Source organism: Chitinophaga sp. YR573 (assembly GCF_900110995.1).
Lineage (GTDB): Bacteria > Bacteroidota > Bacteroidia > Chitinophagales > Chitinophagaceae > Chitinophaga.
The window spans coordinates 1-23,000 of the sequence record NZ_FOJF01000003.1 but is presented as its reverse complement, the minus strand read 5'-3'; the positions used below and the strand labels follow the sequence as shown (position 1 = coordinate 23,000).

Here is a 23,000-nt window from a genome sequence, read left to right as displayed (position 1 = left end):
GTATTATAGTTCCCAGAGGGATCTGGCCTCTATTTCCTTTTCCCGGGGTCTGATGTCTTTTACAATGGTTCCATAGTCAAACTTTAAGATCCTGTCGGCATGTTTAAAATAAGCATCATCATGTGTTACGGCGATGATAGTTTTGCCTTCTTCCTTCAACATGGGTAACAATTTCTCATAGAAAAATCTACGAAAGTGAGGATCCTGGTCTGCCGCCCACTCATCTAGTACTATAAATGGTCTCTCTTCCAATAGCGCAAATATCATTGCCATACGTTTGCTTTGTCCTTTGGAGAATTTTCTGCGTGCGGATACTTCATCATCATTAATAACTACTTTCTCCAGTTTCATTAATGCCAGTAAACGCTCATATTCCTTATTACCGCTCAGAGAATAATCGTCATAGTTACGCGAGAAAAGATGGTTATCCGTAAAGATTGCAGAAACACTGTCTTTATAATGGTTGTCGTCATTAAGCAATGGCTTTCCATTGAGGTATATGGTTCCTTTTGATGGCTGATACAATCCGGTAAAACAATTAATAAATGTACTTTTCCCACTGCCATTACCCCCGATCACAAAAACTGTTTCTCCTCTCCTGATAGTGAAATTCAGGGGACCTAATACAAAGGAGGATTCAGCATTATCATCCTGATGCTGATAACAGAAATCCTCAAACCGGATTGTTTCGATTTCTTCAGTATTGTTTTTCTTCCCGGTATCAGCAGTTGACAGATTCAATACCTCCAGCTCCTGCATGAACTCAGCAATGCGTTTATTGGCGACAGTAACTTTTGTAAAGAAAGTCTGTGTGTTGAGCAGATTGGTGAGCGGCCCGAGAATAAATAATAATATCACAACAAAGGAAATAACGTCAGCAGGTTTCAGCAGATTGAATATTGGAAGTACAAACAAAATAATCCCGATAAGCAGGTAAAGTCCGTATTGGTTAAAGAGGTTTATAACCGAATACCGGCTGCCTACAGCAGTTTCCTCATCTCTAACAAAAAGTCTGTTCCCTGCCAGGAAAACATTAAAAAGATTGCCTGACTTAACGCTGTTCATTTTAAGTTCCTTAAAGCCACGGATTATATCATCGACCACTTTAAAATATTTATCATTGAGCGAACGAAGCATTAATACCCTGTTAAATAAGCGTTTTTTTGTCAGCCTGTATACAATACTAATAAAGCCTATGAGTGTAATTACGATAAGCGCGGAATATACCGACAGAACAAAATAATATATGATTCCGATCACCAGAGAAAGAGCGGAACTGATGGTAGTGGTGATCACACCGGGAAAAGCAACGAATAATCTGACATCTTCCACAACGCCATAGATGCGTTCAGCTCCTATCTTCTCCAGCTGTTGCAAGCTGGTACGTTGCAGACAGCGGAATATTTTCATTTCATTTTCGTAAATAGAATTGAAAGTAAAAACGATTACTTTTCTTTGCAGGAAAACATTCAGGCCGAACGAAAGCAACACCATTAAGAAGAAAACCGGTGCCTGATACTCTGCAAATATAACTTTGCGTCCTGCAACGATACTATTTATGATGTATAGGATCCCGAATGTAAAGAATGTATTGGGAATAGCGACTATGCACAGAAAGGCGAGATTCCTCCGTGTAATTTTAAACATATGATATTGGGTTATTACTGGCGGTTAGTGTCTTTTTCCCGCCGGTCATTCTGGCCATCCTTCTTATTGAAGCGGTATGAAATACTCAGCCTGTATCTGGCGGCATTACTATTGATATTCTGATGAAAAACGTAGTTCAGGGATTTTGTATCTTTCTTTATCTGCCTTGTGTTGAACACGTTACTCACGTCAAACACGATCATCATTTTATCCTTGAGAAGGCTTTTTCCTAATCCCAAATCGACATAATAATATGATTCTGTTTTTGTTTGTGCATTATTTTGTGCACCGATCAGGTTATAGCGACCCTGCAAACTAAATTTATAAGGTAGTTTCAGACGGCCGTTTAGCCGAATACTCCAGGAGTAGTCGGAATAATTGAAATCCTTCTCTTTATATTCCCCGGACTGACTAAATCCATACAGATTAAATTCGCTTCCCAGATTCAGTGTCTTTACCGGATCATAAGTTAAGGATATCGTAGTCCCGTACCTGTTCTCCCCTTTCAGGTTAATGGGGATGGTAATGAACATGTTATTATCCAGATAGGTATAAAACAATAAAAAGTCTTTTGTATGTTGAAAATATACAGACGGATTGAGAGAGACTTTACGCCACCGGTGCAGGAGATCCAATTCAACAACGTCTGTATAAGCGGGATTCAAGTCGGGATTTCCCACATACTGGGAATTAAGGTTTGTAAGTTCAACAAATGGATAAATAAATTCGAGTGAAGGTCTTGTTATCCTTTTGCTGTAGTTAACCTGAATGGAGGTTCCTCCTTTGAAACGATAGGCCAGGTTAGCAGTCGGGAACAACCGGTCATATTCCTTTTTGTTACTGTATTCGCCCTTTCTGTCATTGATCTTCACCAGGGTATACTCATTTCTCAGCCCCAGCTGGTATGTAAAATTATTGATCTTACTTTGAAATTGCAGATATGCACCGCCTATCTGTTCTTTATAATCCAATACATTGTTTATACCATTGTATATTACCCAATCCTGCCCCTGTAACTGTTCTGCTTTGTAATCGCTTGTTACCAGGCGATTTTCCAGCTGAATACCCGCTTCCAGTGACGAATGTTTGCCTACAGGGCTTACATAGTCTGATTTCAGGAGGAAGTCTTTGCTGGAGCCAATGGAGGTTGTCCGGATAGCAGGGAACTGTTCTTTTACGGGTAGTATCTTTTCTGTTCTGAGATCCCATTTCTTATCGCTGTCCCAGAAGTCATACTGCATATCTACCGTGAATTTACGTCCTTCTTTGTTGAAGGTCCTCGTGTAGTTGAATTCCACCTGGTTGTAATTTCGCCATTCTTTGGAATCTCCTTTCCGGAATATAGTGCTGTCATTTTCACCAGCTGTTCCATAAGCATAATTCAGTTTGTCATCATCTGAATCAGTGGTGCTATTTCTGAAAAAGGCAGCTGTAACAGAGTTTTTGCTATTGATGAGATAGTCTGCCCCTATGTACAGCAATTTGCCATCATCATGCCTTTTCTCGTCCTGTATGAAATTCATCACACTTTTGTTATTACTAACCGGGTCTGTGATTTCCTGATTTGAGGAATATTTCCCAATGTAATCGGAGTACCGATATCCCAGCGTTGAGAACAGGTTTATTTTACCGGTTTTATAGTTAATGCTGACATTCGCTCTATAGTCTGCCGGTATACCTCCGACTAATCTTGCCTGTCCGTTAAGTCCATTTTTCTTATTCTTCTTAAGTATGATATTGATGATACCTGCAGAACCATCGGCTTCATATCTGGCAGAAGGACTTGTGATCACTTCTACCTTATCGATATTGTCTGCGGGTATCTGATCGAGTGCATTACCGAGTGTAAGACCTGATGTTTTACCATTGATGAGAACATTTACGTTGCTGTTACCTCTCAGGCTTACCGTTCCTTTTGCATCTACTGTAACCGATGGAATATTATCAAGGATATCCTTTGCGGAGCCACTTTGAGAAAGGAGATCTTTGCCCATTGTGTAAATTTTCCTATCCAGTTTCACCACAACATCATATGCCTGTCCTTCGACCACCTGTTCTTTAAGTGTGGTGGCGTTTGCAGACAGTCTGAGTGTACCCATATTCACCTTTGTTTTTTCGGTAGTAATGCTAACAGGTATAGAAAACCGTCCATATCCGATATACTGTACTTCCAGTATAAAGTTTCCTGCCGGAACATCTGTTATTTCAAATGTTCCTTTTTCGCTGGTCATGGCTCCTGCCAATACCTTTGCACTATCATTCTTTATCACTACGGTTGCATAGGGTACACTTTTGCCGGAAGTACTATCGGTTATCCTGCCTGATATAATACCAGGATATGTGGATGGTTTGGCAGGCTGTACCTGTCTTGCATAAAGTCCTAAGCCCGATAGCAGCATCAGCAAAGTGAGAATTTTCTTCATCTGGTTAACCGTTTAGAATATTAATTTTTTAAATATTAAGCTGATACTGCCTCTACACTATACTCAATTATTTTCTCTCCAAAAAGTCGTTCGGGATCCATCCCTTTTTCACTGCAATACTTAAGTAGTTTGTTCGATTCTACGATGGGTTTAGACTCATCTGTGTATTTAATAGAGCTGATATATTTCAACCAGGGTTCCATTCCCATTGCATATACAAAAACATTCTTTGGATTAAACACATCGATCATTGCCCGTGACTGTTCGAAATTACAACCGGCCAGTCTGCGGGATTCATCCTTATCTCTTGCCAGTGGTTCCGGCATCAGCGGGCCATACAGCCAGGATAGCGGTGCGCCTTCACATTCCATACCAAGGAAGATCACATCAATATCACCAATCACGTTATGGATACGTTCATAAAGGCGGGGTGAAACGTTACATGAATCAGCCGCGAATAACATTTTCCAGCCGTCTCTAAATTTCACACGATGGCAAAGTTTGCTTCTTACATCCAGGTCGCAATGTTCTCCAATAAATGGCAATCCGGTTATAGCGCAATCATCAAATTCAATGGTTTCCATTTCGCCCAGTTCAATAATATTTTTGAAGCCTAATTTCTGAAACATTAGTTTAAGACTTGGGTCCTGTAATGATCCGCCATTACAACGGGGCACAACGATATGTTTGATTTTAGATCTGATGCGCAATAATGTTTCAAAGAGAATATGATCCTGGTGGTTATGAGTTATCAATACATAATCTATTTCTTCCGGAAGGTCATCAAACGAAAAACGTGATATGTCTGATTCATAACCATAGCTTACCAGCGGGTCAACCAGGATAGAAGTGCTTTTGGTTTCAGTCAGTATACATGCATGGCCAAAATATCGGGTTAAAATACCTTCACCTGCATACCGTTGGTATTTCCGGGGCGCTTCTGTGGTAAAAAAACTTCTAAACAAGTCTTCTTTACCGGGCTCAATATAAAACAAATCCATAATCTCTCCAAATAAGCAGGGTTTATGCGCCATTCTGAAAAGGGTATCTATTTTCTCACTTTTAAACGGCAGATTAACACGCAAAATCTTATCATCAGGCAATTTGGGCGTACTCAGTACAAAGGACCGGGAATCGTCGTCCTGTACCAGGAACAGATTAAAGCTTTGCAGTGATTCGTTGTAGTAGGCAGTTTGATACAATAATGATTCAAAAAAGCGGAAGGAAGGATTATTATTCACGTCATACATCAGTTCTACCAGGCCTTGTAATCTTACCGGTATCTTTGTGTACAATTCGGTAAGGGAATAGCCTTTTGCCTCTTTTTTGAGCAGTTCATTAAGGGCGAGAATATCATCTCTCAGTCCCAGTAATTCTGCACATTCAGTTTCGGTATTGCTGATCAGCGCTTTTATCTCATCTACTCTTTTGCCACCATAATCAATGAAGGGCCCTCCCAGCATTTTGGGGCTTTTAACAGCCGCGGCATGGATCATTGGACTCTGCACGTATGAATTCATAATCTTAAGGTGTCTCTCTTTGATATTCATTGCAGCTGTTGCCGGTGAAATGAGATGAGCCCAGGCGTACCAGTTATCGACCAACGGTTCAATGGCGAGATTGGGTTTAATGTAAACAAGGTCGTTTTTATTGATTTCCATATTGCTATATTTATTCGTGGTTCTTATTTTTATATGAGCTAACGATATTCCGTTGTTCTTCCAAGATCTCTTCCAGGTGTTGATGCGTGGTGTCAGGGTTCATAAATACAGACCGCAACCAAACATGTCTTTTCCCGGACGGATCAGGTAATTCCGTATATGAAACAAAAGATATTTTCCGGCGAAATTGCTCCTGCTGGAGGTATACATTTAATTTGTTCAGACTGTTCCTTTCCTCATCAGTAAGGGTGTTGTTTACTGCTTTTTCCCGCAAGGCGTCGGGAACATATCTGTATAGTACAATATTCAGATCTGGTTCCATATATAACTGGAAGTTGCTGTCGGACCGGATCATGCCGGTGAATAACAGGGCGCGGTCATAATTGCTTTCCAGTATTTCAGTATATCCCTCTTTTCCTACTACCTGTAATGCACCATGAAATATAAGTGCGGAAAATGGCCTGGAGCCTTCGATGGTATATTTTCCCAGATCCACACTACCCTTACGTGCCTGATAATAACTATTGATCTCTACCTGTTTCACCAATCCCGGAGATTTAAACAGGCATAAACTGGTCCCCATAGGGAGGTATAATTGTTTATGCCCACAAAGTGTAATTGAGTCCGCACTGCTGATGCCATTCAACCTGGCAGACAGTCTGTCAGAGAAAGAAAATGCACCGCCAAAGGCAGCATCAACATGGAAGTGGATCTGATTTTCCGCGGCAATTTCCGCCATCATTTCAAGGGGGTCTATCTTTCCGGCCTCTGTGGTACCTGCCACACCTACCAAAGCTATTATGAGTACGCCATCCGCCTTCAGCTTCCGGATTTCTGCATCAAGCATCTGACGACCATTGTTGCTTTGCAGTTCATGTGTATCCAGGGAAATGAATGCATTGGTCCCTAATCCAAGGAGGCGCATTACTTTTTGAAGAGAATAGTGGCAATGCGAAGAACCCATTATGACAGCCCTTTTGTACCCGGTATCCTGCAGGCTTTTTGCTAACCCATCCTCCTTAAACATTGCACCGGCATCATTTAATTTCTTTGACAGCGCATAGCTAAGTGCAGTGAGGTTTGACAAGGTACCTCCGCTTGTAACATTTCCTAAGGAAACTGCCGGCTCCTGGATGTAGCTATCGTAAAAAGCAGCAGTTTCATTGTAAAAAAGACGATGGAAACATCCAAGTACCTGCCGTTCGATGAAAGTGCCTGCACCGGACGTTTCAAATTTCACCATATTCTGATTCAGCTGGCCAATCCATTGTTGTAATTCATGGATGAAAGGAGGTACCGGGCCAGTCATATGACCAATGAACTTGGGAGAAGATACATCTACGAGGGAAGATCGCAGCTCATACTTCAGAAAGTCTTTATACTCTGCTATTGTCTTTTGTTTCAAAACAAAAGGCTCTTTGAATGCTTCCGGGCAGACATACTGGCTTTCCGGGACAATATTATTTACATCTCTCACGATAGTCATTTTTATAGTATTTAAAAATTGTCATACTAAAACGCGTTTATCTACCTTCATTGCTTCTATCCATTGTCTGACATATTCTTCCGGATTAAGCAGATTAAGATCAGTTACATGATCTGCGATTCGCCGGGTAATCTCGCTAAAGAGATCAGCAGTCTCTTTCATACATTTCCACGCATCTTCCATTTCATAATGTCCATAAATCAGCGGCAATTTTTCTACGATGAACGGGGCCGCCCATTGTTCTAAAAAGCGGGCATGATGCCAGGTATCATAATCCCTTCCGTTTGTAATTTTTGTATATATCTCGACCAGTACAAGCAGCATTTTCTTCATTCCATGGTCGCAGGTAATTTTAGCATGCCAAAAATCACGGCGCTGCAAATTTATAGCTGTATGCAGCGCATATCGCCAGAAGGAATTGATCACATGTTCCAGTTTTTCGCGGTCAAACCCCTCCTGTCTGAACTTAAACCGTGCATCTATATAACAGAGTCTGTCGTTAAACTTTCCTTTATCCACCAGACAATAGAAACCCCGCCGGATATATTCAGCAAAAAAGAGAACCCCAGCCCTCATCATTTTTTTTACCGCTCCGGGCAGCAGAGCAAACAACCATTTTCTTTCACTAGCCTTAGTATACAGATATGACCAACGCACGGATTTTTCATCCAGAAAAAAAATGTCTAATCCAACTCCGTTGGAGAAATATACTTTTCTGCCGGTAATATTCCGGCCCAGCTGATCCTTAAAGTATAATACCGGTTCACCGATCTGGTTTATCCAATCAAAATTCCTTTCGTAAAATTTGACATTACTGGAAAATATAACCACATCAATATCTGAAAACTCATCTGGCAGATGATCTTTTCTTGCATGTGATCCTGCAACAACTATACAGGATATATCTTTAGTGGAGGTAGCCCAGTCTCTGAGTCTCTTCAGGACTTCATGTTTGGCTTTATTCATACCGGGTAAGATTATCGGGTTAATAAATGGGTTCTTTTAAGGTGATATTGGAAAGTTCTCTGATGGCAACGTCCATAAAACCTGTTGCCGAAAAGAGATCTATCAGATGTTGTAGTATTGTCATCTCTTTAAAACATTCTCCTTTGGTCATCATCCTCAGTAATACACCATTTGCATAAACATCACACTTCATGTTCATTGGGTATCTGCTGTCCCCATTTCTTATTACTACTGATGAAGGGTCTTCTGCCGGCATCTCCTGGTCCGTCATTTCGCGATAGTTTAACAGACCTGAAATGTGCTGGCTAAGGTCTTTCCCTTGTTCTCTGTTAAAAGTATCCCGGATAATTTTACCCGGTACCAACTGCAATTCTCTGGTGCTGAGATGTGCTGCGTGTGTGCGTATAAGAAATGTTCTGAAAGTGATACCCATCTCCGGCAACAGGTACACCGGAACTATATTGGAGAACTGTCCAACCGCTGTTTCTGCGGCAAATCCTTCCAGGGGTATTTCCCTTCCGTCTGTGATGATATCAATGAGTAGCGCTGTCGTCTGCTGATATGTGAGGTATTGATACAATCCGAGGACTGACAACATCCAGCTGCTGACTGTGACACCTGCTGCAGCGCAATATTGCCGGATGTTTTTATAGCCGGTCTTTTGTATTCTCAAATTACACCCGCTAACCGGCAGTATCATAGGGTTTTTATATGTATCAGGCAATTTGAAAGCAAGTTTCTGAGAAGTGGCTGTTTCAAGTATTTCCATCCAGCGCCGCAGCTGTTTTTCTCCCTGTGACGATGCCATCAAGCTACGGATGGAATTGGCAAAAGCAAAATTCGCATTACCATCCAGGGGAGTTACAATATTGCTATTATAATACAGTTGTTCGAAGTAATTTCTGAGTAATCTGTTAGAGATATCGTCCGTGAGCACGTGATGTATCAGGATATAAACTACAGCCTGTTGTCCTTCCTCACAAACGTATATTCTCATTCCTCTACCGTTTGCCAGATCGAAGGGTTTGCACCTGGCACTCATCAAAAGATCTTTCAGCTCATTATTGCTGTACCCCGATGTCTCTATGAAGGTAATATCTGGTGTAACAACTGCAGTCTGCACCGGCTGTTGAATAATATCTTTACCATCATCCAGGATCATCATATGGAGGACTCCAATATTTTCACAAACTGTACGTAACACCCTCATCCATTTTTCTTTATCGTAGGGCTTCAGCCGCAAACTGAATAAGCCGGCAGCATGTATATAATCCGTTCTGCTATAATACCCCTCCTGTGCGAGTGATAGCGGACCCCGTAAATGCTGTAGCTTTTCCGTCTGTTGTATACTGATCTGCTGTATATAATTAGCCAGTTCTGCTATCTGCGGTTTTTGCAGCAATTGCACAATACCCAGCATCCATCCTTCCTGTTTCAACCTGGACACTATTTGCATAGCCCGTATGGAGTTACCACCCAGTTCATAGAAATTGTCCATAACACCGATGTCAGTCACGCCTAATATACTTTCCCATGCGGTCACCAATACGCTCTCTTTTATATTGCGTGGGCCCATGTATTGCTTCTTCACCATATCGGTCTCGCTGATATCCGGTAAGGCCCTTCTGTTAATCTTTCCACTTATGGTCCTTGGTAAAGTTGCTATTTCTACAAAATATGCAGGTATCATGTATGAGGGCAGCTCTCTTGCCAGCCGTTCCCGCAGTATGTCCTTTTGCAGAACGCCTCCGGAAACAATGTATGCCACTATTACCGTTTGTCCTTTCCATTCTCTTGCATCCACTATTGCCTCATGAACAATATCTTTCTGTTTCAACAGCGCATGCTCTATTTCAGCCAATTCAACTCTGTTCCCCCGGATCTTCACCTGGGTATCTTTTCTTCCTACAATCTCCAGATTCCCGTCGGGTAACCATCTTCCCATATCACCACTGAGGTATAGCCGGCTATCCGGATCAAAAGGATGGGGAATAAACTTTGTTTTGTTGAGTTCAGGCTGGTTAAGGTACCCTATTGCCAGTCCTTTACCTGCTACACAAATCTGTCCTGCAACTCCAACCGGTAACAATGCCAGGTCATCTGACAATACGTACAGTTTAAAATTCGCGATAGGTTTTCCTATTATAGTACCGGTTAAGGCAGTGGCATAAACATCAGCAGCTGATACCATGGAAGTATCATAACAGGTGGCATCAGCCATTACTTCTGTGGCTCCCCAGATATTAAGCAGTATATGCTCTTTATATCTTTCATAAAAAGCAGCTATCACTTTCTGCGGGAGTACTTCTCCGCTACAGGTCCAATACTTCAGGGCAGATAGTTTACCTGCGTCTTTATGGACGAGTATTTCCTTCAGAAGAGATGTTACCAGTACTATTCTTGTTACACTATAAGCAGCCAGATCGTTGATAAACCGGTCGGTATCCAACAACACCTGTTTAGGAAAAACTACCAATGGGACTCCTTTCAGCAATGGGCCAAACAATTCCCACATGTGATCTACAAAACTGATGGACGTTTTAAAACATGCTGTTTCATGCTGCGCAAAAGGATATTCTTTCCACATCCAGTGCAGGCGATTTAACATATTACTATGTGAAAGCATTACACCTTTGGGTACACTCGCGGAGCCGGAAGTGTAAATAACCGCTAATGTATCCGATAGTGTATCTGGCAGGATGGGCCGATCGGTTTGATATCTGTCCTGTTGTTCTTTAAACGACCTGAGTATATCTTCATTGATGAGGAGCTGACAATTTGCATCTGAAAGTATAAAGCTGATGCGATCTTCCGGCAGGTCTGTATCCATCGGTACATAACCGGCACCGGTCTTCAGGACTGCCAGTATTGAGATTACAAGCCATTCATCCGCCTGAAGGCTGATGCCCACCAGGTGTTTACTATTGCAGTTATACTGTTGTTGCAGGTACAATGCCATCCGGTCTGCTTTGTTTTGCAATTCCAGATATGATATATGCCGGCCTTCGCATATTATAGCTGTATGCTGTGGCGTTTTTTCGACCAGCTTGGCAAACATACTTGTTATAGGCTCATCACAATCTTCAGCTATAGTGGCAACATTAAAGTCGCGCAACAATTGTTGTTGTTCCTGTTGAGAAAGAATATTGATATCAACAGGATCAGCGGTTGGCTGGTCCAGCAATTCAGTAATCACACACTCAAAATGTCCCTTTATCTGTTCCACATATCTGCCGTCCAATATGTCACTATTATATCCAAAATTGAATGACAGTTCATCATGCAAACCGACCATGATGGTCAGCAGGTAGTTTGTACGTTCATCGAGGTGTTTTTTTGCCACTTTAAGTATCTGTCTGTCTTCCTGTCCGGCATAGGCGGGATAGTTTTGAAAGATCAGTAGTGTATCATAAAAATCACCTGAGAATCCGCTCCAATGCTGTATGTCGTTTAATGCAACATACTGGTGGTCCCTGGCAGCTGTATGTCCATTCTGGATAGTCTTCAGCCATTCTTTTACAGGCTGTCCTTTCTTTATAACACTCCGTAGCGGCAGGTTATTGATATACAATCCAACGCGATGTTCCACATTGTCCAGATCGGCCGGACGACCAGAAACGATCACGCCGAAAGCTGTATCAGGGTTCCCTGTATATCTGCTTAAAAGCAACGACCAGGTTCCCTGTATGAAGGTATTAACGGTGAGTTGGTGTTCCTGACAGTATTGCCTGATCCGTCCTGTAATTCCGCTATCTATAGTCAGTTTTTTATAGGAGATCTTTGAACCACCTCTGTTACGTACTGTTGCATCAGCTGCAGTGAAAGGCAACAATGTTTTATCATTCAGGCCCGAAAGATAATCCTTCCAGAATGTCTCTGCTAAAAGCCTGTCAGATTTGCCAATGTACCTGATATAATCTCCGTATCTGTCTTCTTCCAATAATAAGGGTAACTGTCCGGCTGTAAATGCGGTATATGCTCTCATGAATCCGGATATGAGTACCGGATTAGACCAGCCATCCAGGATAATATGATGATGTGTCCATATCATTCTGTAATACTGCGCAGATAGTTTTATCAGCGTTATGCGCATTAATGGGGCCCTGGAGAAATCCATTCCTTTTCCCAGGTCTTCCTTCAGGATATTTTCTACTTCCTGTTGCCGCGCTGTTTCATCAAGATGTAACAGGTCTATAACGGTATATGGGATCGTTGCATGTTCATAAACACATTGTACGGGAATATCAAATGCGTCTGCAATAAAACTGCTCCGTAGAATAGTATGCTCCTTTATAATGTGATTCCAGGAACGGATAAAGATATCGATGTCCAGTCCTTCGGTGAAGTCTATACACATCTGCTCCAGGTAAGCTTTATCATTATCATCATACTGGTGATGAAAAAGCAATCCCTTCTGCAATGGGCTGAGGCGGTATAAATCTACTATTTTTCCTTTGCTACTTTCGTTACTGCGGATAAAGCCGTCCAGTTCACGGTAACCGACTTCAGGAGCCAATCCATAATCTGAGGGTGTTAACTTTTTATTCTCTACATTTCTGCAATGCTCAATGATAAGACGAAGATGATCAATATATTTATCTGCTAACGAGATAACTGTGTTATCATCTCCTGCATATCCCCAGTGCAAAATGAGTTCCCCTCCCCTGACAATACCTGTAATATCTATTAATGCAGCCGGTGGGTAAGAATAATCAAAATTCTCTCCTTTATTTTCCGCAGCCTGGCTTATCTGGCTATTTTCTGTAATAATATTATCTATCTGTCCGAGATAGTTAAAAACAATATCCCATTTACCATCCGCCAATACATTATTGATCTCCTGATCAGGATGCAGGTAACGCAGTAAGCCATAACCTATGCCCTTTTGCGGGATTCTCCGCAGTTGTTCTTTTACAGCCACTACCAGGTCTGCGATATCCATTCCAGCTTCTACTTCAAGCAGCAATGGATATTCTGTTGTAAACCATCCTACGGTATTACTTACGTCTATTTCCCTGTTAATATATTCGCGGCCATGTCCTTCCATACCTGCCACCAAATGTTTCTTTCCTGTCCAGTTGCAAAAGGTATAAGCGAGGGCTGCCAGGAGTATATCATTTATTTCTGTATGGTATGCCTGATTAACTTCATGCAATAAGGAAGTTGTGTGTGTTTTATCGAGTATTACCGTGTAGTTCAACTTTTCTTTTCCTTTTGCTCTGCTTAATGGTAACGGGGTATAGGCTTTAACAACACCTTTCCAATATTCCAGTTGCGACATTAGTATATCGGTGGTGGTATAACGTTTAAGTGCATCTACCCATTCCCGGTAAGAATTGCTTTTAGTACCCAGTTCTATAGTACCTCCGGCTGCAATCATGCTGATGGCCTCCTGGAACTGTTGCAGTAAAATCCGCCAGGAGACACCATCAACAGCCAGATGATGTATCACGATAAACAACCTGTTAGCAGGTTCGTATGCAGGAGTTTTTAGCAGGACCACTCTTATCAAACGCCCGGTACCAATATCGAGGCTTCTTCTATACCGGTTGCATATGCTGGTCACCATCGTACTAAATTCCGACTGCGGTACTTCCGTCATGTCTTCTACATCTACATCCGGTATTATATCTCCATAATACTGGTACCATCCATCCTCATTCCTGCTGTATGTAAGCCTTAGCGTATCGTGTTGTCTTACGAGTGCATCTATTACAGATGACAACCATGATAACTGTATGTTTTTGTCAAGTCTGAATAACTGTGCCTGACTAAAGTGCGACTTTTCTTTATAATCAAGATCCAGGAACCAACGTTGAATAGGTAACAGTCCGACCCTTCCACTAAGCATACCCTGTTCTGCTGCCGGTGGAAGTAATTTCAGTTGCTGCAACCTTGCCGACAGTTTAGCGATAGTCTGGCAATCAAATATGTCCTGCGGGTGTAGCGTATAACCATAACGGTTCAAGCGGCTTACCATCTGGATGCTGGTAATGGAATCGCCACCCAGTTCAAAGAAATTTTCATGCATGCCAACTGCTGTTACCCTCAGGAGTTCGCACCATATCTGAGCCAGCAGCTGTTCTATTTCATTACGCGGGGCTTCGAATGCGATAGTACTTATGTAAACATCCGGCAATGCCTGTCTGTCTACCTTCGCATTGGCATTCAAGGGGAATGTATCAAGTGCTGTTATTGATACCGGGATCATATAATCCGGCAATTTTGTCTTCAACCATTCCCGGATGGCTATCCCATCAAAAGTACCTGCCGGAATAACAAAAGCCATCAAACGGTTTTGGTCTCTTACAGTAACCACTGCATCGCTGATATGATCATTGGTCCGTAAAACTGCCTCTATTTCTCCCAGCTCAATCCTATGCCCTCTGATCTTTACCTGATCATCAGAACGACCGAGAAACATGATATTACCATCCGGCAACCATTTCCCGAGGTCACCTGTTCTGTACATGCGGTCTCCCGGAATAAAAGGATCTGCTATAAATTTCTGTTCAGTTAGTTCCGGCCGGTTCAGATATCCTCTTGCTACTCCTATACCGCCAATATATATCTCGCCCTTAATTCCGGGGGGAACCAACCGTTGTTGTTTGTCCATGATATAAATGGCGGTATTACCCAGTGGTCGTCCTATTGGCAAAACCATCTGATCGTCATTACCGTTTACATACAGGTATTCCGTTGCGGTAACGGTGGTTTCTGTGGGACCATATTCATTATAGAAAGGATAATGTCTGCCCCATGCCTCCGCCAGTGTGCGGGGGCAACTATCCCCCCCTGCAATCACCCTTCGTAGTGCCGGATAATGCCTGATGGGCAATGTTCTCAACATTGCCGGCACCATATGTATATGAGTTATCTTATGAGTGGAAATAAACGCAGCCAGCAGTTCAGGATCTACCCGTGTGGCTTTATCGACTAAGGTCAGGCGTGCCCCGCTGAGCAATGCGAGTAATATCTGCTCAACAGAAGCATCAAAAGCAATGTTAGAAAACTGTAAGATATTTTCTGTATGATCAATACCAAATGTCTGAAGCTGTGAGATGATCAGATTGACAACAGAATGATGTTCTACCATCACTCCTTTTGGATATCCGGTGGAGCCTGAAGTATATATCACATATGCGAGATCATCCGGGCTACAAGTTATTTCCGTCCCGGACTTCAACGGTGTACTATTAAACCGCTCCAGTTCTTCCTTATCAATGACTATCCTGCAATGACTATCTTCCAGAATAAACGTAACTCTTTCCTGCGGATAATCAGGTTCGATCGGTACATAAGCTGCTCCCGATTTAAGGATGCCCAATATTGCGATGATCATCCAGCTATCACGTTCTAGTTGTAAGCCAACAAGGTCGTTCCTCCCAATGCCCCGGAGCTCCCTGAGATATACGGCCAGCCTATCAGATACTTCATTAAGCCGGGCATATGTCCATTCTTCTGCTCCTGCTACCAGTGCTATATTATCCGGAGTACGTTTTACCTGTTCCCTGAACATTTCTACAATGGTCCCATAATGAGAAGACGCCATAGCGGTATTATTAAAATCACGCAGTATCCTATGGCTTTCTTCCAGAGTCAGGATATTCAGGTCGTCAATACGTACAGCGGGGTCCTTTATTACTGCATAAAGCAGATCCCTGTAGTGCATACAAAAGGCTGTTAAAGCTGAGGTATCAAAGATGCCGCTGCTGTACTTTACTTTAACATGCAATTTACCTTCTCTCTCGCGAATACTAAATGAGAGGTCGAATTTGGTCATTTCATCCTGAGATGCATCATTTCCTTTAAGAGACGTAGTAGCTATATCCGGGAGGTCGAACATTACCTGGAACAGGGGGTTAACATCGCCTTCTCTTTCCGGTGCCAGCTGATCAACTATTTTTTCAAAAGGAACATCCTGATACTCATAAGCTTTTAGTGTAGTATTTCTTATCTGCGAGAGTAATGACGTAAAGACAGGGTTGCCGCTTAAATCGCTTCGAATTACCAGTGTATTAACAAAGAATCCTATAAGCGGTTCTATTTCCTTCCGGGTCCTGTTAGCAGATGGAGTTCCCAGGCAAATATCCGTTTGTCCGCTATACCTGTAGAGCAACACTTTAAAAACCGACAGCAATAACATGAATAAGGTGACTCCTTCTTTTTTCGCCAGACGATGTAAACCGGCAGTGAGTTCCTTCTCTATTTCAAATTCCCGGGCATGTCCTTTCTTTCCTCTCGTTTGCAGACGAGGGTAACGAAACGGCAATTCAAGTACCGGTGTCCCTGCAAGTTGTTTGGTCCAATAAGAAAGTCTTTGTTTCAATACTTCCCCATTCAGATAACTACGTTGCCATATTGCATAATCTGCATACTGCAGGGTTAGTGGAGGCAACGAGAGAAGGCTGTTAGTTTTGCGGGCCTGATAGATGGCCAGTATTTCACTCATCAGAATATTCTCTGACCAGCCATCTGCTGCAATATGGTGCGTGAGTACTGTCAACAGGTATCCATTATCCTTTATTCTGAATAACTTTGCCCGCAGCATGTGATCCATCGCGAGATCAAAAGGTTTGTATTTTTCAGTCTCCACTTTTTCCTGCAGGGATTCTTCTGATACGTCTTCTGTATTGAAATGTTTTTCAGACCATGTATCCCGTGGCAATACCACCTGATAAGGTGTTCCATTCTCCTCCTTAATGACTGTGCGTAACACTTCATGTCTGTTCACCATTTCGTTCAGGGCATAGGCAATCGCCTCTATTTCCTGCTGATCATAACATCTGTACGAATTATACAAGTGATACTCCCGGCTACCTTTCAGCTGGTCTATCGTCCACAGGCGTTCCTGTGAATAAGAAAGTGGAATTCTCCCACGATGTTCCTCCCGTACAGCTTTCATTTCCGGTTCGCCGGAAAGATTGCCTCCGTGGTTGCTAAGAAAATCAAACAACCTCTCCTTATGTTCTTTCAAATGTGAGATAAATGCGGCATCCACATTATCTCCTGTGACTATTCTGAATTTTAGCCTTCCATCTTCGATAAAGAGGTCAATACCCTTCTCATGGGCGGTGTTCAAAATACTTACAGCTTTTGCAAAATCACTCATTGTATTGGAACTGGTGTGTGGTTTACAGATCGTAGGTTTCAAATTCAGCTGCTTCTGCCCCGGTTTTATCTTTCAGGGTACCGGCATAGGTGATATAACCAGCCAGATTGGCGACGGTATTCAATTCGAACCAGGCGGTCACTGAGATTTTCACATTAAATTCTTTTTGTACAGCAGCAACCGCTCGTATTATCAGCAATGAATGTCCGCCAAGTGAAAAGAAATCATCATAGATACCAACCTGTTTGATGCCCAATAAATCCTGCCATAAGCTGACCAGTTTTTCTTCTGTTTCACTACGCGGTGCTACGTAAGCATTTTGCTGTTGCCCTACCGCATCCAGGTCATGCAGGGCTTTCTTATCAACTTTTCCGCTTACGGTAAGGGGGAGTTCTTCCAGCTCAACCAGGGAAGGAATCATGTACTCTGGCAGTCTTTCTGCCAACCATTTCCGCAATGTCTCTCTATCATAACTTTCGCCGGCAGTTACAACATATGCAATTAACCGTTTGCCTTCACTTTTGTCGTCCTTTGCTATGATCACATGCTCTTTAATGAGTGCAGACTCACCCAGTATGTTGCTGATTTCGCCTAACTCTATGCGGTATCCACGGATCTTCACCTGGTCGTCGGTCCTGCCAAGGAATTCTATATTCCCATCCGGCAGCCAACGTCCGCGATCCCCGGTCTTATATAGTTTACCTGTTCCGAACGGGTTATCAATAAATTTTTCCTTTGTGAGTTCAGGGCGATTGAGGTATCCTTTTGCCAGCCCTACTCCTCCGACATATATATATCCTTCCGCCCCTATAGGCAGCAGTGACATCTCCGGGTCGAGTATGAATACCTGCATGTTGGCCAGTGGTCTGCCGACTGGTATTTGTTTACCCGGTGTATCAGAAGATTCGGCTTTATATATAGATACACAGACCGCACATTCTGTTGGTCCATATGCATTATAATATTCGCTTACAAGCGCATAATGAAACACGTCTGCCGGTAGCGCTGCTTCTCCTGCGGTTATGATTACACGTAAGAAATCAAACCTGTCACGGTCCAGTGCATGCAGGTATAATGGCGGTAAGGTTGCTACAGTTACCTCCTTTTTGACAAGATACCTTATGAACCTGTCTGCATCTGCGATAACCTGTTCCGGTATCAAGACCAGACAGGCACCACAATACAGCGCCATAAAAATCTCTGACACAGACGCATCAAAAGACAATGAAGCAAATTGTAAAACACGGTCCTGGGGTTCAATACCGAACTTAATGATCTGGTCCAGCGACATGTTTACATTACTGGTATGCGCTATCATCACTCCCTTGGGTTTGCCTGTTGATCCGGACGTATATATCACATAAGCAGTATCTGCAGGATCTATCTTATAATTCCTGGTATAATCCACCGGTGTATCGAAACTGTCAAACTGGATATCTAATGCCAGAATAGGCACGTTCCATTCCAGTACATCAAACATAGCTGCGGACTCTATGAGAAGAATAGAGAGAGCGGTATCCTCAACAATATACCGTTTGCGTTCTTCAGGGTAGTTGATATCGATCGGAACATAAGCCGCTCCTGCTTTCAGGATACCCAGTATGGCTACCACGGACCAGACAGAGCGGGACATCATTACTCCTGCCAGGTCTCCTGTCTTAAGGTTGCAATTATTACGGAGATGCCACGCCAGTTTGTCACTTCGTTCATTCAGTTCTTTGTAAGTGAGTATTTCGTCATTAAAGATAAGAGCGATATTATCAGGGGTCTTACGCACCTGTTTTTCAAAAATATCGACTATTGTACTCTCTGCAGGATAAGGCTTTGCGGTGTTATTAAATTCTGTTAGCAGCTGTAATCTTTCCTCTTCGTTTAACCAGCATATATCCGACAATACGACTTCCGGTTTGGCTATCAGTTCCCTGACCACCTGATTGAAATGGCGGCTGATCATTTCCACATAGGCTGTATCGAGTAAGGAACTGTTGTACTTAAAGGCCACTATCAGTTTATCCTGCAATACTGGTTGTACGGACAACAGATAGTTGTTATTCTCTGCTATTTCTACACTCCCGATGTTTACCGGCCGGGTTCCGGACCTGGAGACTTCTGATAGCGGATAATTATTAAATACAAGTATTGAATCGAATAAATCGCCTGAAATGCCTATCCATTGCTGAACCTGGTTAATTGCAGTGTATTGGTATTCCCTTGTTTCCACATGTTTCTGCTGCAGTTCCTGCAACCAATCTGCCACTTTACGTTCCGGATTAATCTTTGCACGAAAAGGCAATGTATTGATATACAATCCGACTTTCCTGTCGTATTTCATTTCTGCGGGCCGGCCCGATACTGTGGCTCCGAATACAACATCCTGTTTACCACTGTATCTTGACAATAGAAAGGACCAGACTCCCTGTAGAAAGGTATTGGGAGTAATGTGTAATGACTGCGCATATTGATGTAGCTGCCTGGTAATCTGTTCATCAAAAACCAATGACACTTCCATGAAGGTACCTATGCCCTTGTTCCTTACAATGGTATTCGATACAAAGGGGAGTAACGAGGCCTCCTCAAATCCTTCCATATACTGTTTCCAGAAATATTTTTCCTTGTATGGATCTATCCTGTTGATGTATTTGATATAATCTTCGTACAGGTCTTCTTCCATTTCTTCTGGCTGTAATCCTGCGGCATATTGTTCATATGCTTTCAGTACCTCACTGATGACCACCTGCCCGGACCATCCATCCCAAAGGATATGATGTTTAGTCCATATCATTCTGTAAGACATCTCTGATATTTTCACTAGTGTGATCCTCATCAGCGGAGGTGTTTCAAAATTGAAGCGCTTCATCCGGTCCTGTGCCAGTAATCTTTCGAACCTGTTTTCCAGTTCTGCTTCTGAGAAGTGGCTGTAGTCAATAATTTCAAAAGGTAGTATTGCCTGCTTATATACGCATTGGACCGGGATGCTTACTTTCTCATGGATAAAAGCAGTTCTCAAAATACTATGGTTGCGGATCAGACGCTCCCATGCTGCTTTAAATGCCGGGATATTCAGTTTGTCCGGTAATTCCAGCCGGAATTGCGTGATATATGTGGTAATATTCTGGTCATACAAACTGTGAAATAATATTCCCTCCTGCAGAGGGCTTAATTCATAGATAGCAGAAATTTTGTCCAGGCTTAGTTTACTACTATACTCGGCCTCTCTTTTCCTGTTAAGGTACTCTAACAGCTGTGTCTTATTTTCCCTGATAAAATCCGGAATATGTTTATTATCCCTGCTATTTAATATTTCCCGGGTATTCAGTTTACTGTTTTTCCCGAACAGGATAATTTCTTCGTTCCGGACTCTGAGTGAGAGTCCCAGATCATCAAGTTCTTTTACAAATTTTTCCATAGGTTTAGAATTTTATGATACCATCCTCATCTTCCGATTCAGTAATACCCAAGAGGGCGTCGAGTTCTTTATAATCTATTTTACCATTGAGTCCAAAGTCGGAAGGTGTGATCGCTTTTTGTTCTTTATTTGAGCAATGCCTGATTAATGCTGTTAAATGAGCTATATAGTCTGCCGCCAATTTTTCTACAGTGGAACTATAATATTGCTCTGAGGAAAACGTCCAGTATATTTTCAATGTATTTCCTGTAACAATGCCTTTTACTACAAAGCGATCGCGGACAGGATATTCAGGGCTGATATGATCACCTGAGTATTCATTTGCCCCTTTGAACCATCTGCTACTCTTAACGACATTATCCAGCTGGCCGAGATAATTAAAAACTATATCCCAACTATTATTACGAAGAGAAGTTGCGTTATTCAGGTAGCGCAGACATCCATATCCGATACCTTTATCGGGAATACTTCTTAGCTGTTCTTTGACTGATTTAATAAGACTTCCTTCTGATACATGCCTTTCAATATCCAATCGTACCGGAAACTTGTTTGTAAACCAACCTACCGTACCAGTAATATCAATATCAGGTAATATATCTTCCCGGCCATGACTTTCCAGGCCTATATGTACCTGATCACTTCCCGACCAGGCGGCGACTGTCATTCCCAATGCACATAACAGCAAGTCATTTACTTCCGTATTATATACCTGGTTTACTTCCCTTAACAACGCTGCAGTGAGTTCGCTATCCAGGGCCGTTTCTACGGTGGTCAGACTTTTGCGTAATACACCGTTTCGCTTTATATCTACAGGTAATGGCCTGAAAGCACCTAATACATTTTCCCAATAGGTGAGTTGTGAGGTGACCCTTTCAGTATTTGAGAATGCTATCAGTGCATTTATCCAATCACGATAAGAGCTTGTCTTTAGTTCTACTACATCTTTGTTTTCCTTCAGGTAATCCAGGCGGTTCTGCATATCGTCTATCAATATGCGCCAGGAAACACCATCAATGGCTAAGTGATGTACTGCAATAAACAGCCTGTCATCTTCATCACTTCCGGGTGTTCTTATTACCACGAAGCGAACCAGTTCTCCTTTTTCGATATCAAGACTTGCCTGAAAACGGCTGCATACTTCTGTGATCAATCCGGGCAACTGTTCCATTTCAATAACAGAAAGATCAACCTCTTCCAGTTTCCCTTCATTGTTTCCATATAGTTGCTCCCACACAGCATTTTTCGTGTAGACAAAACGTAGTGCGTCGTGTTTAAGTAAGATCTCATGGAATACGATATGTAATTCGTCTGATGTCACGTCTTTCCCAAGCTGCAACAGTATTGACTGATTAAAATAAGATAAGCGGCTGTTCTCCTGTTCAAAAAACCAATGCTGAATGGGTGACAATTCGCAGTTACCAGTTAACAACCCCTGTTCTGCTTTTAAGGACGATATATTGTTTTGTCGTACCATATCTGCCAGGCCAGCTACTGTCTGGTAATCAAACATATCCTGTACCTGCAGATGCAGTCCTTTCCTTTTAGCCCTGCTTACTGCCTGTATCACTACTATAGAATCTCCTCCCAGTTCAAAGAAGTTATCATATATACCTACACGTTCTACATTCAATAGTCCAGCCCAGATAACGGCCAGCTGTTCTTCTATTTCATTGCGTGGTGCCACATAATTATCACTCTTACCTGCAACTGTAGCAGGAGAAGGTAAAGAACGGCGGTCTATCTTGCCATTGGATGTGAGCGGTAATGATGGTAAAGGAATATAGAATGATGGCTGCATGTAGTCCGGTAATCTGTCCTTCAGGTAGGTTTGCAACACTTCCTGATCAAACACACCTTCCATTACCACATAGGCGATCAACCTGGGTTGGTCTGTACTCTCCGTTGTTACTACGCATTGATGTACTCCTTCACATCCCGATAATACACGACTCACCTCTCCTGGTTCTACCCGGTAACCACGGATCTTTACCTGATCATCCACACGGCCCAGAAATATGATTTCTCCAGATGGTAACCGCCGTACCAGGTCGCCTGTACGATATAGACGACCTCCGTCACGAATGAAAGGATGAGTTATAAATTTTGTTGCGCTTAGTTCCGGCTGATGCAGATAACCCGGTGATACGCCTGCTCCTCCTATCAGTAACTCTCCGCTTACTCCCGGGGGGCAGAGTTGTTGCTGTGCGTTTACTATGTATACTTCACTAGCGGAGAAAATACGTCCTATAGGTATGATGTCATACTTAATATCCCGTTGTATGCGATGTAATAACTTTCC

Annotated in this window: 8 protein-coding genes; all 8 read right to left on the bottom strand. The window is 42.5% G+C overall.

Translation table 11 applies throughout. The features are described 5' to 3' along the window. Window positions 1-3 precede the first annotated feature (3 nt). Entirely contained in the window at window positions 4-1,647 is a 1,644-nt protein-coding gene (locus BMW86_RS26490; RefSeq protein WP_089785867.1) for a cyclic peptide export ABC transporter, read from the bottom strand. A 14-nt stretch (window positions 1,648-1,661) separates the two neighbouring features. Beyond that, window positions 1,662-4,070: a TonB-dependent receptor gene (locus BMW86_RS26485; RefSeq protein ID WP_089785865.1), complete on the bottom strand. Its 2,409-nt coding sequence runs from the start codon at window positions 4,068-4,070 to the stop codon at window positions 1,662-1,664. Window positions 4,071-4,105: 35 nt separating this feature from the next. After that, complete coding sequence (locus BMW86_RS26480) at window positions 4,106-5,731, bottom strand: MBL fold metallo-hydrolase (protein WP_089785863.1); 1,626 nt, start codon at window positions 5,729-5,731, stop codon at window positions 4,106-4,108. A gap of 10 nt (window positions 5,732-5,741) precedes the next feature. Then, window positions 5,742-7,217, bottom strand: a complete 1,476-nt coding sequence (locus BMW86_RS26475; protein WP_089785861.1) for a pyridoxal-dependent decarboxylase — start codon at window positions 7,215-7,217, stop codon at window positions 5,742-5,744. Between the two features lie 21 nt (window positions 7,218-7,238). Continuing rightward, window positions 7,239-8,183, bottom strand: a complete 945-nt coding sequence (locus tag BMW86_RS26470; protein WP_089785859.1) for an aminoglycoside 6-adenylyltransferase — start codon at window positions 8,181-8,183, stop codon at window positions 7,239-7,241. Between the two features lie 19 nt (window positions 8,184-8,202). After that, window positions 8,203-17,295: a non-ribosomal peptide synthetase gene (locus tag BMW86_RS26465; RefSeq protein ID WP_089785857.1), complete on the bottom strand. Its 9,093-nt coding sequence runs from the start codon at window positions 17,293-17,295 to the stop codon at window positions 8,203-8,205. A 22-nt stretch (window positions 17,296-17,317) separates the two neighbouring features. Next, the gene (locus BMW86_RS26460; protein ID WP_089785855.1) at window positions 17,318-20,701 is read right to left on the bottom strand and encodes a non-ribosomal peptide synthetase; all 3,384 of its coding nucleotides are present in this window, start codon (window positions 20,699-20,701) and stop codon (window positions 17,318-17,320) included. Between the two features lie 4 nt (window positions 20,702-20,705). Then, the coding region (locus BMW86_RS26455; protein WP_143056706.1) for a condensation domain-containing protein at window positions 20,706-23,000 on the bottom strand (2,295 nt) is incomplete at its 5' end.

Coding starts and splice junctions, on each gene's coding strand:
- BMW86_RS26490 (WP_089785867.1), bottom strand. CDS start 1,647: ATGTTTAAAATTACACGGAGGAATCTCGCCTTTCTGTGCATAGTCGCT.
- BMW86_RS26485 (WP_089785865.1), bottom strand. CDS start 4,070: ATGAAGAAAATTCTCACTTTGCTGATGCTGCTATCGGGCTTAGGACTT.
- BMW86_RS26480 (WP_089785863.1), bottom strand. CDS start 5,731: ATGGAAATCAATAAAAACGACCTTGTTTACATTAAACCCAATCTCGCC.
- BMW86_RS26475 (WP_089785861.1), bottom strand. CDS start 7,217: ATGACTATCGTGAGAGATGTAAATAATATTGTCCCGGAAAGCCAGTAT.
- BMW86_RS26470 (WP_089785859.1), bottom strand. CDS start 8,183: ATGAATAAAGCCAAACATGAAGTCCTGAAGAGACTCAGAGACTGGGCT.
- BMW86_RS26465 (WP_089785857.1), bottom strand. CDS start 17,295: ATGAGTGATTTTGCAAAAGCTGTAAGTATTTTGAACACCGCCCATGAG.
- BMW86_RS26460 (WP_089785855.1), bottom strand. CDS start 20,701: ATGGAAAAATTTGTAAAAGAACTTGATGATCTGGGACTCTCACTCAGA.